Genomic DNA, 12,714 nt, shown 5'->3' on the forward strand with positions numbered 1-12,714 from the left:
AGTTTTATCCGTTTCAACACCCCGAACCCACTGGGAGGCAGGTTCGGGGTGTTGGCGTAAGATGCGGTTAAGGCTGATCTGTGCTGAGTTTAGTATGCAAAGCTATGTTCTGAGAAGGCAGTCGCTGTTCCTAGATAGTTTCTATCGAGAAGCGAAAAGCTGCGCCTAGGGTCGTACAGCTGGTTGGCAATCAGGAGTGCGATCGTTATTTTTTACAGTTATAAGATCTATTGTAAGAAGCAGAAAATTACCGACAGAGCTGTCTCTACTCAATCAATGTGACTGACTATTTGCGTGTTGTCATCGCGTTATACAACTTGATCACGTAGCTGCGATCTTGACTTGCTGCTTTCTCTGTTAAGGGCTCTGCTTTTTTACGAGGCCACCGATCATAGGTATAAACAATCGCTTGTCCATTTTTTGCAATTGCAACCTCGAAGTAACTTGTATCTGTAGAATAGTAAGGCAACTCAGTTTTATCTGAATAATTGACAGACATTACATAGTCGCACTGATAACGCCTGCTCCAAGCCCTAGAACTGCCAGCCTCGATATCAAAGTGTTGTGTGTCTTGGTTGGCGTCCCACTGATTGACTGATACTTTAAATGTATCATTAGAAGTGTTTTCTACGTAGATTGAATTTGAGTATGCCTCAATAACAGTTACAGGGTTTCCATTGCAAAAAAGATTATCATCATAAAAGTGCACCTTTGTACTAGTACATATGTAATATGATCGTTGCAATGCGCCTTTATTAGTTGATATTGTTAATATGTATCCTCTTTCATCCTTTCTCTTCCATGTTTCTTTTTCGTTATTATCAATATCAAAGAAAAGAGTGCTTACATTATTATCTTCATCCCATTTATTTATTGCCGCTGATACAGTTTTTCCTGATTGATTGAATAAAGTGATTTCTTCGTTATCAGTATTTTTGCTGGGCGCTTTTAGAGGATTGAGAGCTACCGCATTATCCGTACTGTGCAGACTGAATTCAAAAACAAATCCATTTTCATAATTAACAAAGCTATTGCTACGCACATAATAAGCATTTTGGATATTGTCTGTCAGCGCTTTCAGGAAAAGTACAAATCCAGCTCTGCCTTCGCGCTGCCAAGTGCCAAAATCGTTGGATTCTACCGGATAATAAGCACCAGATTCCTTATCGCTTTCGCCTTTGTTTACTGACGCTTTAATCAAGCTCTTACCGGTATTTACTAGTGTCAAAACACTTGTTTTTCCGTCATTGTTTCCGGTGATATTGATAAAGGGTATTCTTTGTTTTGATTTAGTATAGTATGCGCCATCGTCGTCTAGCGATATGTCGGTATTAGCTTCCAAAAAGTAAGACACCAAACAGACATTTTCATCCAATTGAGCTTTCTGATCTATTCCAGAAAAAGCTACATCAGAGCTGCCTTGCTTTACTGTTAAAATGAAGCCTCTTGTATCACTCCTGGTCCAAACTTCGGAAGCGCCTACTTTAATTGGGAAGAAATCTGTGCTGCTCTTATCCGCATACCATTCGTTTACTGCGGCAGTTAAGTCCTGACTGGAATTGTTGGTGACTTCTACCATTTGTCTCCTGCCTAAGCACTCCTGAAGTGCTTTGTTGACTTTAGTTTGCCGTGTATGGATCCGTAAGGCTACTACTCGGAGTAGGGCCCTCAGAAGGTGAGCAAAAGCTGACTTTTCGAAGAGTTGATTAATGCGCTTATTATGCTTTGTAATGTTGTAGACAGTTCGCTGATTGTCTCAGCTTCTGGTGGGCAAGGCATTTTTTATGGTTACCGGGGTACGTATCCAAGCTTCATACGTCATGTTCAGCATAGATTTTTCATCTACTATACCGATTGTACCCCAAGTGAACATTGCGTAGCACATTCCATCTGGCAACTGGCTAGGTGCATTTACGTCTACACCTTCATTCTTGAACAGCTCTTTTAGAGCGCTGAACTGGCCGTACCCGCAGAGGCTAACACAATGATCTTTTTCATTGTGATCAGTGTCACCGCATAATACCCAGCCGCTTTGAAAATTATTTTTTTTTACGACCGAGTCTAAGGTTGTTGCATCGACGCCAAGTTTTACCGGCCCAGAAGCATAAATAGCAGTTTGAATGGCATGTGGCGTCACTGATTTAATGGCGCATGGAGTGCCATTTTCATAACTAAAAGATTCACCAGTAAAGCCGATGGTTTGCATCGTAAGCAAAACTTCATGCAAGTTCGCACCATTCAGATAGCCATGATCTCTGGCCCAAGTAATGACCGCTTCTGATTCAATGAAGGTTTGTGGCCGGGCTGTGGCTTTTGCAAATGCTTCTTCTGCAGTTACACAGTCGTTGTTATGTATATTACCCCAGTTGCTTATTTTTACTGGCCACATGAGAAGTTTACTTGGTAGGAGGATCGATGGGTCAGGAATAAATGGCGTAGCTTCCGCAAGGATATGTCGGGGGGTAGGGAGAGCTCCGCGTGGCAACTTCTTTGAACGGCTCATATCTTTATCAGTCATGGACATTACCTCATGTGTATCCAATTGAATGTAATTGATATTGTCCGTATGCATGCTTCCAGAATTAAAGGTCCTTGAGATGTTTCTATAATATTCAAGCCAAGGATAAAATGGTGAGTTTATAGTTGTTAGTTATTCTAGTCAGGTGGTCTAAAAGCGGAGGCACTTCAATGGCCATTGCTGAGTTTAATCTGAGTAAGATGAATGCCCTCAATGATTACTGATTGTCATGCTGTTCAAGCCCCCGCAATCAAACCAACTGACCCTCAAATGTCAGCAAAAGACTTGCCGCAGCCCTTCCAGCTGCGGCAAGTTTTGTCTGTTCCAACAATGACTGATCAGGTGTAGTCGAAAGTAAAACCGCGCTCTAAGAGGACGACTGTTTGCCCTCAGGCAACCTCTCACCAAAAACGCAAAGCAACACCGAGTGCCAAATATCAGATCGGCAATTCAGGCGGGGTAGCTGTCCATTGTTGCATTTGCAAAGTACCGCGCCAATAACAAGGCCAGAGCTGGAGTGTCGGGCCAGAGTGGACATTCGATAGCGTCAATCAAGGCTTGAGATCGTACTACCTCAATATTATAAAATACACGCCTCCGGTATTTTCTTCGAAAATAAATATTCACGCAGTCGAAGCACTAAATGATCATGGTGTAGGGTTGTAGGAGAACGAGTTTTTCTTGCTTTCAGGACCGATCAGAGTAGCAAGAATTGTAGATTGTTTAGCATATCTTACATAGCCTCTTGAAAAGAGAGCTGAGAATAACTACATAAACAAAGCGCGTTTACAGCCATCATTGGCTATCTTTTCTTCCGGCTTGCCGGTTTGCTAGGTTCCCCCTGATTTTGAGAATGTTGCACCCCATGTACATATCGAACATGGGAAATACGCCCGCTTAGCCCGGGTAAAGTTACAAGGTATCAACCATGACACACGGCACTGTAAAATTCTTCAATTCCACAAAAGGTTTCGGCTTTATTTCTCCTGAAGATGGCGGAAAGGATGCATTTGTTCATATTTCTGCTGTTGAGCGGGCAGGACTTATGGGTCTCGAAGAAGGTCAAAAAGTTGCTTATGAACTAGAAAGCGGCCGCGATGGCAAAGCTTCAGCTGTGAATTTGCAGCTGGTTGACTAATAAAAGATCAGGGCTGCGCCTGTGCGTAGCCCTAGTCCTTATAGAAAGAACCAAAATATGCCTAATATTTCAATGTCATGTGCAAAAGATCGATTTGCTGCGATTGAAAAAAACAAAAAAAAAGAACTCACCGATGAAGAGGAACGGGCTCTGCAATTAAGTGAAAAAACGTCTCGCCTAAAAGAACTCCGTCTTGCTAAAGAAGCTACCGATAAAAAGCCTCGCCCTTTGATAAAATAGTCTACCAAGTGATTGGCAATCAGCGAGTACACAAGATATCGCTAAATATTTTGGGCCAAGATCTATTCTTTGATCTAGTAGATCTAAAGTTCAAGAAACTATCTTTCTCTAAGATTTACTTATGCTAGACAAATAAATCCGTATTAAAATTTAAATTGATTGAACCAGTGCGATAAGATGTGCAATATGTACATAATGGAATATTGCTTTTGGGGAAGTAGTATTCTCTGGTCAAGCGACTGTACATAAGTACTAAAGCGTTTTTGGTCATCACAGATTGTATCCTAAATGATCAATGGTTCCGTGAAATTCTTCAATTCTGAGCAAGGCTTTGGCTACATTCAGGAGGAAGGTACAAATTCACAGTTTCGCGTCCTTCGTGCCTCCTTAAATCGTGCTGGTATTAAGAAATTGGCTGAACGCCAAAAAGTACGTTTCGATACGCTTACAAATCCTGCAAACGGGAAAATAGAAGTCAACAATATCGAAGTTGCCTAACAAAAGACGGTCCCTAGACACGTAACTTTCTTACTCATAACAGTGGTGTTTATCAGATCTGCAGCTGGTCATATACACTACCTCACAGCTGCTCTCCCTATTCCTACAAGATCTTAGTGCCGTGAATACAGCCATCCTCACCCGGCACTGTGTGAGTTAAATCCACGTTTTACCGGTCAATTATCCTCGCCACTTCCCGTGCTCTAAACAAAGGGCCGGCAATTTGCTTGTCAACTGATGACTGAGCAACGAAAGAATGGTCCAATGACAGAACGAACTGATCTTGCTAAAATTGGCTTAACCGCAGAATTAATTGGTCCTCTCCAGTTTCCCAATCCAATTGCAAACAATAACCATCGGCAAAATTTGCAGGAACACTCCTCAAAATTGAAGAACCACATTGCAGTTGTAGCGACCAATACACATGATTTGAAAGAAACCGGATTTGGATCGATTGAGACATGTCGCTTCTTTTACGATGCTCTGAAAGAAAAATATCAAACAGTTACGTTTCACGTGATTTCTTCGATATCCAGTTTAAATGATATTGTTACGTCTAGACCAGATCTTGTTGTCCTTTGCAGTAAATACTTCCTGGATGTAAGTAATAATACAAAAACTTGGTTTTCAGATTACTTTTCTAAGCATGCAATTGCTTTTACCGGATCTGATCGCAACAGCCTGGAGTTCGATTCCAATAAAGGAAAGGCTAAGACGGCTATACAAAACCACGGTATTGCTACTGCAAAGTTTTTCCAAGCCTGCCCTGGCCAGTTCGAAACAGAAGACAAACTCCCTCTTTTTCTTCCTCTTTTCGTTAAACCGATAGATGCTGCTAATGGAAATGGAATTGATGAAAACTCGATAGTTCGCGACTTCGAAAGTTATCAAAGTAAAGTCAAAGAACTTTTCGAAAGCTATGGCGCAGATGTTCTGGTCGAGGAGGTGCTACCGGGACGAGAGTTTACAGTTGCAATCTTTGACGATCCGGAAACCGATTCAAGATCTATTATGCCTGTAGAAATCATAGTTCCCAAGAATGAAAAAGGTGATCGAATATTGGGATGTGCTGCAAAGCAGCAAAATCATGAGTTACTCAGAACTATTACCGAACCCACTTTGAGTGCTGTTTCCGAGCTTGCAGGCAGTGCTTTTACGGCATTAGGAGTTAAGAGTTTTGGTCGGATTGACATCAAGCTTGATGCAGAAGGAAATCCCAATTTTCTTGAAGCAAACCTAGTGCCGGGTATGACGCCTGATTCAAGTTACTTCCCGAGGGCTTGTTCATTACAAACTGGGTCAAAATCGAAGACGAACAGGCCGTCAGCGATGACACATTCTGAGGTTGCCTTGAAGATCGTTGAACTCGGCCTCAATCGCATCAACACATTACAGCAAGTGGGCTAATTACAATCGTTTGCTACAGCGTATCTCCGAAAAGTGGAAATCGGCCTTCGGATAAAGGTACGCAAAAACAAAGGCTAAAGCAGTTCATGTGTTTCAACTTAAATGCGAACTGATTTAGGTAGTTATTGACCTAAAGTGAAGTAGGTTATTACTCAGTAGAGCCTACTTCCTACTCTTTACGTGTTGCTGAATTAGACCCAGATAAGGTTCAATTATTACTCTCGCAGGGAGTGACTTGTTTAGAACGAAGGTTGGTTAGGCTAACTGACTATCACGCTGTTCAAACCGCTCCTCACGCAAATACCTCCCCCAATATTTCAAGATGAAAACGCGTAACAACTTTATGTTGTGATTCATGTTTCTGTCATACAACTTTCCCACCCGCTTCTCAGAGTGCTTCAGCTCTATATCTGCGTCGGTCACTCAGATTTACTTGAGTACATACATTCCAGCGAACGATGTCCAAAACGAACAAAAACGATAAGGACACAGCATGAAAATTAACGGTAAGCCGCTCAATTTTTTGATTATCACGACGGATGAAGAGCGCTTTCCGCCGGTCTATGAAAATGACAGTGCCAAGCAGTACCAGTTGCAGAACAGTGTTGCGCTTGGAAAGATGTGCCAACACGGGTTGGAGTTTCTCAACCACCATACTGCAACCACAGCCTGCGCTTCCCGCCGAACCAGTATTTACACTGGCCTGTACCCGTCATTACGCGGTGTCAGCCAGACGCCGGGTATTGGTAATGACATCCGTCACGCACTGGAACAGGTGCCGGTTGAACAGCGCCTGAAGAAACGTCTGCTTCCCCATACATTGAACAATGAAGACAGTTCCAGCCCCGCACCTTTGCGGCGCTGATGGACACTCTGACCGCGACATCGCGACACCATAAGCAAGCAGATAAGCATCCCTGACTGTTAGCCCATAAGACGGCAACCGTTCAGCGCAAAAAGGAGATAACAAATGCCGCTGAAATCAGCTTCACGATTAGCAACGCTATGGCTCGTACTCGCGTTCCCGCTGCTCAGTATAGGTGCAGCCAACGCTGAAACCGGCACAGACGCAAGCACAGACCTAAGTCTTTTCAAGGAATGCCCGGTATCTCAGGATGATCCCAACACGTTTGCCCTGTGCGCCACAGCCAAATGCTGGACCGTCGACACTGTTGCCTACTGCAAATGCGATGTGATGAACGAACAGAGCATTTCTCTCCCGTTTCACTATAAAGAGGGTGACGAGAAAAAGGATGTCTGTGATCTGTTAAAGGCCGGCATTGATAACGGTTTCACGGTAAGCACCTATGCCACACCGCGCCAGATGGAAACTGACTACGATCCCGACACAGAAAAGCTGGGGCCACCCATGGCGACGTACAGCTGCCCCAACACAGACGATGCGCCCGCTGGCTACTCTGCTCAATGTGACGGTGGTTTCTGTTTTAAGAGCACGCAGGGGAAAGACTTCCCCGGTATCGGAGCCGTCAAGGAAGACGAGATCATCTGTTCCTGCCCCTCAGTGCCCAGCCCGTCCGCAGGCTTTCAGATGGCTGGCCCCTGGTTATGTGCACCCGGCGATCGCAACACCGATGGCACGTGCTGCGATAAGTCGTTCCACGACAAGCTTTGCTCAGTCAAATCAGTCAGTTCCACTGGCACTGAGCTTATGGTAGGTGCGCCTCTGGGAGTAGCTAAATTGCTCTCGAAAAAGTTGGACGGTAAGGATCCGGCCATCAACCGCTGCGTTTTTAAATAGGCAGCAAGTGCATCAGGCTGGCGCTTAGCAGCCAGCCAGCACTACGATGATGTTGTCATGATCCTTCCACCTGAAGCCATCAATGACGTTGATTTCAGGGTCGTAGCCGTAATAAGCGCAGCCGGGCGAGAGCTCGATCGCTGTCTTTGCTAATTTCAACCTCTCGTTCACAGACAAGCTTGGCGAGGCGATGGGCGCACGGGTCTCAGGATCAAGTTCAGTAAACGTCACAGCGACCAGGCTTAGCGTGCTGCCAGTTTGCTCCTGAAATGAAGGCCTCTCTTGCCAGGAAACGCTCATATCACCGATGGCAACATGGTGCGGCTGTGTAGAGACAACCACATTCTGAGCTGAGGTGGTTGAGGCAGCGTCATAAACAGGGCTGGCGGCGTCTTCCGCATTGCTAGCAGTAGCCAACACACAAACAGCAAAACACAGTCCGAAACGCTTCATAAGCATGGCTGAAATTTCCTTCGCAACTTTCCGCCCTGCAATACTCTGAATATGAGTGGGCAATGAGAGATGAGCGTCTGGCCTCTGGAAAGTTAAAGGGGAGGAGGCAAGATCTTTCCCTCCCTGCCCGAGCCATCCCTTACAGTCAACGGATCTACTGAAAAAACTACAGGTTTTACAAAGCCTCAGTCTGTGAGGGAGTGCCTTCTGATATCTCTCTCTTCGCCTCTGCTTCAGCCGAAACTTCAAATCCCCAAAACCGTAAAGCGTCAGGGCCGATCTGGCCTAACACCTGCTCAAAGCGGGAAAGGTCAACGCGGCTGCGCAAAACCTCAACCACACGTGCAGGCGTCTTATCATCCGCAAAGTTGTGATGTGCCCTGAGAGCTTTCACCTCAGCAGCCCAATCGTGTTCAGCGCCAAAGTCCGCAGTGTAGTCGCTGCTGCTCCAGCCAGACGTGAAAATCGCCCGAAGAACCGCTGGCAGCGTATCTGCAAAGGACAGCACCTGCTCAGCGTCCAGTCTCCGGCGGAACACCAGCAAAACAGCCTGTACGCTTGTGTAGGTCTGATTGCGAGTGGTCAGGCCAAGCGCGTCCTGAGCATCAGCAAGGAAAGATTCGTACTGCTGAGAGGCCAGCTGATACTCCTGAGGCATAGGCATGAAGGTAACTCCGAAAATACGGGTGATCGCTCGATGTACGACCTTAGCTCAGGTTTTCGCGCTGCAAAAGTGACTGATTTTCAGCTGGTTCTTAAATCGATTTAACTTAGGTAATCTACGTATATGTACTATAACTGCGAGTAAAGGTGAGGTCAGTGCTAGAAAGTTTGTGGTCAAGAATAATAAAAGAAATAATTATACTAAGTTGTGCGATGCGAAATGAAATGATGAAGAAATATCGCTTCTGACCATGAGTAAATTTCACATTAGTCAAATTATAAATTCATATTGACATAGGTCAAAATGCTATCTACGCTTTAAATGTCATTGAAGTGGAGGCACTATGACTTTCGGTTTGATATTATTCATTTGCGTATTCTTGGCGATCCTTGGGATGGTTGTGATTTCAGAGTTTTCTTCACGGAATAAAACTGCAGATCGCATGATCGCGGGTTTAGACGCAGATCTCAGCAAAGAATAACTCGGACAGAGATTCAGTCGAAGTGTGAGGCGCTGACTTTAAAGGACGGTTTGAAGTCGGCATCACCTCATAACGATAAGGCGGCTAGAGCTAGGGTATAGGGGGACTCTAGCTCTGCCGCCTTCTTCGTTTTCAGCCAACCCGCAGATTCGAGCGGGAGTTGCCACAGCCTCAATCTGCCGTAATCATCAGCCGCTCAGAATGTAAAGCTGCACTGGCTGAGCCAAGTATCAGGCCGCCATATCCTGCTGCACCAACCTCCGGCAAACTCTCCGTCTCCAAAGCAGAAACATGCTGAATTTCCAGCACCGTATAAGGCCGCTGATAGGTCCAGGTCCGGTTCTCAACTCCGGTGAGATCAGGGTTTGGAGGCTGTTCAGTCGTGAAGGCGTAAAAGTAGAGCGTGAAACCAAAAGGCTCGACAGGCTGAACAGAGAGCGGCGTCATACCCCAACTGAGAATATCGGGCTCAATTGCCGTAATGTCGCCAGTGCGCAAGGTCACAAGGCTGAGATGCGGACCTCCACCTAATCGGCTTTCATCAAACTCCAGATCAGGCCGGTCGCCTTCAAACCAATGGTCAATCAGCTCAACCACAAAACCTTCCGGATCTGTGAGTTTGGCAAGGTACCCAACATCCCGAAACTGCTGCGGTCCTGTAACATAGACACCGTGCGCCTGAAGCTGGGCACAAGCCAGCTCGATATTGGGAACTGAGAGTGCGATTTTCCAATAAAGATCGGTAGCTTGCGGCGTGTAAGGCGCCTCCGCCTCAGTGAACAGAAGTGCCGTCTCTTCCGCACAATATCCGACCCGCCCGTCACCCTGATCGGACATACCCAGGACATCGCAATAAAATCGCTTTTGAGCCGCCACATCACGGACGCGCAAACGAAGAGTATCAAGCTTTGTCATAACGGGCTGTCCTTTATCAGGGCACAAGGCAAATACGCGTGTTTATTGAGCGATCTCGAAGTGGTCCTCACGCAGCAAAGCACGGCCATCCGGCTGCAAAACCCAAAGCTCATTGGTGATGACGCCATGGGCGTTGTTCATCTTCCAGTTGGCTGCAACGCGGGCAGAGGTCTGGTCCAGAACAGTGGTGACGGTACTGCTGTAAACCACATCATCAAATCCCTTGGAGATGATGTCTGTCCAAAAGCCCTCAATCGCTTTGCGTCCTTTAAAGGTGCCAAATGGCTTCACCACCATCACGGCATCATCCTCATAAAGCGCTGCCGCACCCGCTGCATCACCTGCGTTAAACGCATCACGCCAGGCACGGCTTGCAGTGGCAACAGCGGTGTTGAGCTTGTATTCACCTTCTGCCAGTTTTCCTGCTTCGTCAGCGATGGCTTGTCCGCTCAATCCAACTGCGACAGTAGCAGCGAGAGCGATAGATTTAATGAAAGTCATCACGTGATCTCCGTTCAGATGCGATGTTGATGACTGTCTTTTGCCGCACTTGCATTGTTTGAAAAACACTCTATTTCTGAAATTACTATTCATATTAGGAGAACAATAATGCTCTCAACGCTTCCGCTCTCCTTCGTCACAATTGTCGAGACCGGCTCAATCACACGCGCAGCCGATGAGCTGAACATCGCCAAATCCGCCGTTAGTCAAAATCTGAAACGGCTGGAAGAACAGCTGGATGTAAAACTCGCCATCCGCACCACGCGCCACCTCTCTCTGACCCCGGCAGGGGAGCGCTACTACCAGCGTTGTAAAGAAATCCTCGTACTCTCACGACAGGCAGAAACCGAGATGGAGAGTTTCGGGGCGGTCCCGTCTGGCCCGATCACCATCACAGCCCCTCACGCTTTCATCACGCCTGTCATCGCACCGGCCCTGGCAGTTGTGAAAGATAAGTTCCCGAACCTTCAGCCTTCAGTAATAGCGGAGGACAAGCGCCTCAATCTGATCACTGAGGGGATTGATGTTGCGATCAGTGTTGGCCAACTGCCAGACAGCACGCTTCAGGCGCGCCGTATAGGGACCCTGTGCGATATTCTGTGTGCCGCGCCCACTGTTATGGACAAGGCACCTTCCGCTGATGACCCGCTCTACTGGCAATGGGTGCAATCCCTGCCATACATCGCTCATACACGAGAGCCTGCTGTGGTGCGGCACCGCTTCCCGGTTCAGGAAAGTTCAGAGAGCATTGAGGTGAGCTTCAGATCTGCCGTCAAAGCCAACACCATTGAAGCCATCGCAGCTTTTGCTCGAAACGGCCTGGGCGTTGCGCTCCTGCCGGATATCGCGATTGCGCAGGACCTGAAGACTGGAACCCTCCAGCCTCTCCTTACTCTGTCAGAGCCAGAACCAACACCAATTTATGCCGTGCACAGCTATGATACTTTGCCACCCAAATCGGTGCAGGAGACAATCACAGCAATTCAGCAAGCCTTGGCGAAAGCACTGCAATAAGGCAGGTCTCACTTGATCCCTACCTCTAACAAATTACACAACATGCTCTGAAATCAGAGTGTTTCCGAGAATGAACTCATGAAACCTTCTCTTAAAAGCGAGCGGTATATTTTACCTTCTGACTTTACCTATACGTTAATATATGATCCTATGCGGCTATCGTAAGTTGAAAAGATACCGCTATGAAGCAACTGGAAGAAATGATGGCTGAAAGTGAACAGCGCGTGGAAACAATCACAATTCCCAGCGAGGGTGCCACACTGATTGGCAAAGCCTACTGGCCTGTGGGTGACCCAAAATCCTCAGTCATTATTCACGGCGCAACCGGTGTGCCGCAGTTGTTTTATGCCAAGTTTGCCCGCTGGGTCGCAGAGCAGGGCCATCTCTGCCTCACTTATGACTATCGCGACTTTGGCGCCTCTAAACAGATACATCCACGCAACTCTTCCGCCACGATGTCTGATTGGGGCCTGTATGATCAGCAAGCTGCCTTTGATGCGCTGCTGAAACTGGCTGATACGCCCAGCACTCACGTGATTGGTCACTCTCTTGGCGGCTTCATGTTGCCATTCCATCGAAACCTGGACATGGTCGATAAAGTCACCACAGTTGCCTGCGGTCAGGTTTATTGGCGTGACCACCATATGCCATATTTCCTGACTGTTGTTGCCTTCTGGTATTTGCTAGGGCCAGCTGTGACACGTATGAAAGGTTATTTGCCCGGTAAGGCACTTGGGATCGGCGCAGATATTCCTGCTGGTGTTTACTGGCAATGGCGTAAATGGTGCACTTCTCCAACCTTCTTCAAGGATGACATCGGTAGTGTTTTACCTTCCATGAACCCGAAGCCGTTCACTGGCCCGATCAAAATCATGTCGTTCACCGATGATGATCTTGCCCCGAATGCCTCAGTGGAACGCCTTCCACCTCTCTACAAAGATGCGCAGGTCACGCGACAAATCCTTAATCCGGCAGACTTCGAGCTCAAGGAAGTTGGGCATCTGAAGGCCTTCGCCAAGCAAAACGCGGTCTTGTGGCCTGAGATTCTGGATATTGCTTGAGGCAGGCCGCTCCATTAACAAAGAGCAAATGAAAAAGACCAGAGCTAACGAGAGCACCTAACCAC

Annotated in this window: 14 protein-coding genes; 8 read left to right on the plus strand and 6 right to left on the minus strand. The window is 46.8% G+C overall.

Annotation, left to right across the window (positions count from 1 at the left end):
* Nucleotides 1-286 precede the first annotated feature (286 nt).
* Nucleotides 287-1,579, minus strand: a complete 1,293-nt coding sequence (locus DHN43_RS16640; protein ID WP_108819360.1) for a hypothetical protein — start codon at nt 1,577-1,579, stop codon at nt 287-289.
* A 177-nt stretch (nt 1,580-1,756) separates the two neighbouring features.
* Nucleotides 1,757-2,518: a hypothetical protein gene (locus tag DHN43_RS16645; RefSeq protein ID WP_159096900.1), complete on the minus strand. Its 762-nt coding sequence runs from the start codon at nt 2,516-2,518 to the stop codon at nt 1,757-1,759.
* A 928-nt stretch (nt 2,519-3,446) separates the two neighbouring features.
* Here DHN43_RS16645 and DHN43_RS16650 point away from each other — a divergent pair.
* The 6 genes from DHN43_RS16650 (at nt 3,447) to DHN43_RS16670 (ending at nt 7,560) form a co-directional block, all read left to right on the plus strand.
* Nucleotides 3,447-3,656 carry a cold-shock protein gene (locus DHN43_RS16650; RefSeq protein ID WP_057464243.1) on the plus strand — a complete coding sequence of 70 codons (210 nt, stop codon included), beginning with the start codon at nt 3,447-3,449 and terminating at the stop codon, nt 3,654-3,656.
* A 57-nt stretch (nt 3,657-3,713) separates the two neighbouring features.
* Nucleotides 3,714-3,896: a hypothetical protein gene (locus DHN43_RS27075; RefSeq protein ID WP_152986764.1), complete on the plus strand. Its 183-nt coding sequence runs from the start codon at nt 3,714-3,716 to the stop codon at nt 3,894-3,896.
* Nucleotides 3,897-4,184: 288 nt separating this feature from the next.
* Nucleotides 4,185-4,394 carry a cold-shock protein gene (locus DHN43_RS16655; RefSeq protein WP_063291013.1) on the plus strand — a complete coding sequence of 70 codons (210 nt, stop codon included), beginning with the start codon at nt 4,185-4,187 and terminating at the stop codon, nt 4,392-4,394.
* Nucleotides 4,395-4,658: 264 nt separating this feature from the next.
* Entirely contained in the window at nt 4,659-5,801 is a 1,143-nt protein-coding gene (locus tag DHN43_RS16660) for a D-alanine--D-alanine ligase (protein WP_159096902.1), read from the plus strand.
* A 493-nt stretch (nt 5,802-6,294) separates the two neighbouring features.
* The gene (locus DHN43_RS16665; protein WP_108819363.1) at nt 6,295-6,666 is read left to right on the plus strand and encodes a sulfatase-like hydrolase/transferase; all 372 of its coding nucleotides are present in this window, start codon (nt 6,295-6,297) and stop codon (nt 6,664-6,666) included.
* A gap of 105 nt (nt 6,667-6,771) precedes the next feature.
* Nucleotides 6,772-7,560 carry a hypothetical protein gene (locus tag DHN43_RS16670; protein ID WP_108819364.1) on the plus strand — a complete coding sequence of 263 codons (789 nt, stop codon included), beginning with the start codon at nt 6,772-6,774 and terminating at the stop codon, nt 7,558-7,560.
* A gap of 24 nt (nt 7,561-7,584) precedes the next feature.
* Here DHN43_RS16670 and DHN43_RS16675 read toward each other — a convergent pair whose 3' ends face one another.
* From DHN43_RS16675 to DHN43_RS16690, 4 genes are all read right to left on the minus strand, one after another.
* Nucleotides 7,585-8,019 carry a hypothetical protein gene (locus DHN43_RS16675; protein ID WP_208995458.1) on the minus strand — a complete coding sequence of 145 codons (435 nt, stop codon included), beginning with the start codon at nt 8,017-8,019 and terminating at the stop codon, nt 7,585-7,587.
* Between the two features lie 169 nt (nt 8,020-8,188).
* Nucleotides 8,189-8,677 carry a DUF2267 domain-containing protein gene (locus tag DHN43_RS16680; RefSeq protein WP_208995459.1) on the minus strand — a complete coding sequence of 163 codons (489 nt, stop codon included), beginning with the start codon at nt 8,675-8,677 and terminating at the stop codon, nt 8,189-8,191.
* 652 nt (nt 8,678-9,329) lie between these two features.
* Nucleotides 9,330-10,073 carry a VOC family protein gene (locus DHN43_RS16685; RefSeq protein WP_108819365.1) on the minus strand — a complete coding sequence of 248 codons (744 nt, stop codon included), beginning with the start codon at nt 10,071-10,073 and terminating at the stop codon, nt 9,330-9,332.
* A gap of 42 nt (nt 10,074-10,115) precedes the next feature.
* The gene (locus tag DHN43_RS16690) at nt 10,116-10,574 is read right to left on the minus strand and encodes an SgcJ/EcaC family oxidoreductase (protein ID WP_199914826.1); all 459 of its coding nucleotides are present in this window, start codon (nt 10,572-10,574) and stop codon (nt 10,116-10,118) included.
* A gap of 108 nt (nt 10,575-10,682) precedes the next feature.
* Here DHN43_RS16690 and DHN43_RS16695 point away from each other — a divergent pair, with 108 nt between their 5' ends.
* Together DHN43_RS16695 and DHN43_RS16700 are read left to right on the plus strand one after the other, a co-directional pair.
* The gene (locus DHN43_RS16695) at nt 10,683-11,588 is read left to right on the plus strand and encodes a LysR family transcriptional regulator (protein WP_108819366.1); all 906 of its coding nucleotides are present in this window, start codon (nt 10,683-10,685) and stop codon (nt 11,586-11,588) included.
* A gap of 182 nt (nt 11,589-11,770) precedes the next feature.
* Entirely contained in the window at nt 11,771-12,649 is an 879-nt protein-coding gene (locus tag DHN43_RS16700; RefSeq protein WP_057464235.1) for an alpha/beta hydrolase family protein, read from the plus strand.
* Nucleotides 12,650-12,714 lie beyond the last annotated feature (65 nt).

Origin of the sequence: Pseudovibrio sp. Alg231-02, assembly GCF_900143565.1 — a bacterium.
Lineage (GTDB): Bacteria > Pseudomonadota > Alphaproteobacteria > Rhizobiales > Stappiaceae > Pseudovibrio.

Coding starts and splice junctions, on each gene's coding strand:
- DHN43_RS16640 (WP_108819360.1), bottom strand. CDS start 1,579: ATGGTAGAAGTCACCAACAATTCCAGTCAGGACTTAACTGCCGCAGTA.
- DHN43_RS16645 (WP_159096900.1), bottom strand. CDS start 2,518: ATGACTGATAAAGATATGAGCCGTTCAAAGAAGTTGCCACGCGGAGCT.
- DHN43_RS16650 (WP_057464243.1), top strand. CDS start 3,447: ATGACACACGGCACTGTAAAATTCTTCAATTCCACAAAAGGTTTCGGC.
- DHN43_RS27075 (WP_152986764.1), top strand. CDS start 3,714: ATGCCTAATATTTCAATGTCATGTGCAAAAGATCGATTTGCTGCGATT.
- DHN43_RS16655 (WP_063291013.1), top strand. CDS start 4,185: ATGATCAATGGTTCCGTGAAATTCTTCAATTCTGAGCAAGGCTTTGGC.
- DHN43_RS16660 (WP_159096902.1), top strand. CDS start 4,659: ATGACAGAACGAACTGATCTTGCTAAAATTGGCTTAACCGCAGAATTA.
- DHN43_RS16665 (WP_108819363.1), top strand. CDS start 6,295: ATGAAAATTAACGGTAAGCCGCTCAATTTTTTGATTATCACGACGGAT.
- DHN43_RS16670 (WP_108819364.1), top strand. CDS start 6,772: ATGCCGCTGAAATCAGCTTCACGATTAGCAACGCTATGGCTCGTACTC.
- DHN43_RS16675 (WP_208995458.1), bottom strand. CDS start 8,019: ATGCTTATGAAGCGTTTCGGACTGTGTTTTGCTGTTTGTGTGTTGGCT.
- DHN43_RS16680 (WP_208995459.1), bottom strand. CDS start 8,677: ATGCCTATGCCTCAGGAGTATCAGCTGGCCTCTCAGCAGTACGAATCT.
- DHN43_RS16685 (WP_108819365.1), bottom strand. CDS start 10,073: ATGACAAAGCTTGATACTCTTCGTTTGCGCGTCCGTGATGTGGCGGCT.
- DHN43_RS16690 (WP_199914826.1), bottom strand. CDS start 10,574: ATGACTTTCATTAAATCTATCGCTCTCGCTGCTACTGTCGCAGTTGGA.
- DHN43_RS16695 (WP_108819366.1), top strand. CDS start 10,683: ATGCTCTCAACGCTTCCGCTCTCCTTCGTCACAATTGTCGAGACCGGC.
- DHN43_RS16700 (WP_057464235.1), top strand. CDS start 11,771: ATGAAGCAACTGGAAGAAATGATGGCTGAAAGTGAACAGCGCGTGGAA.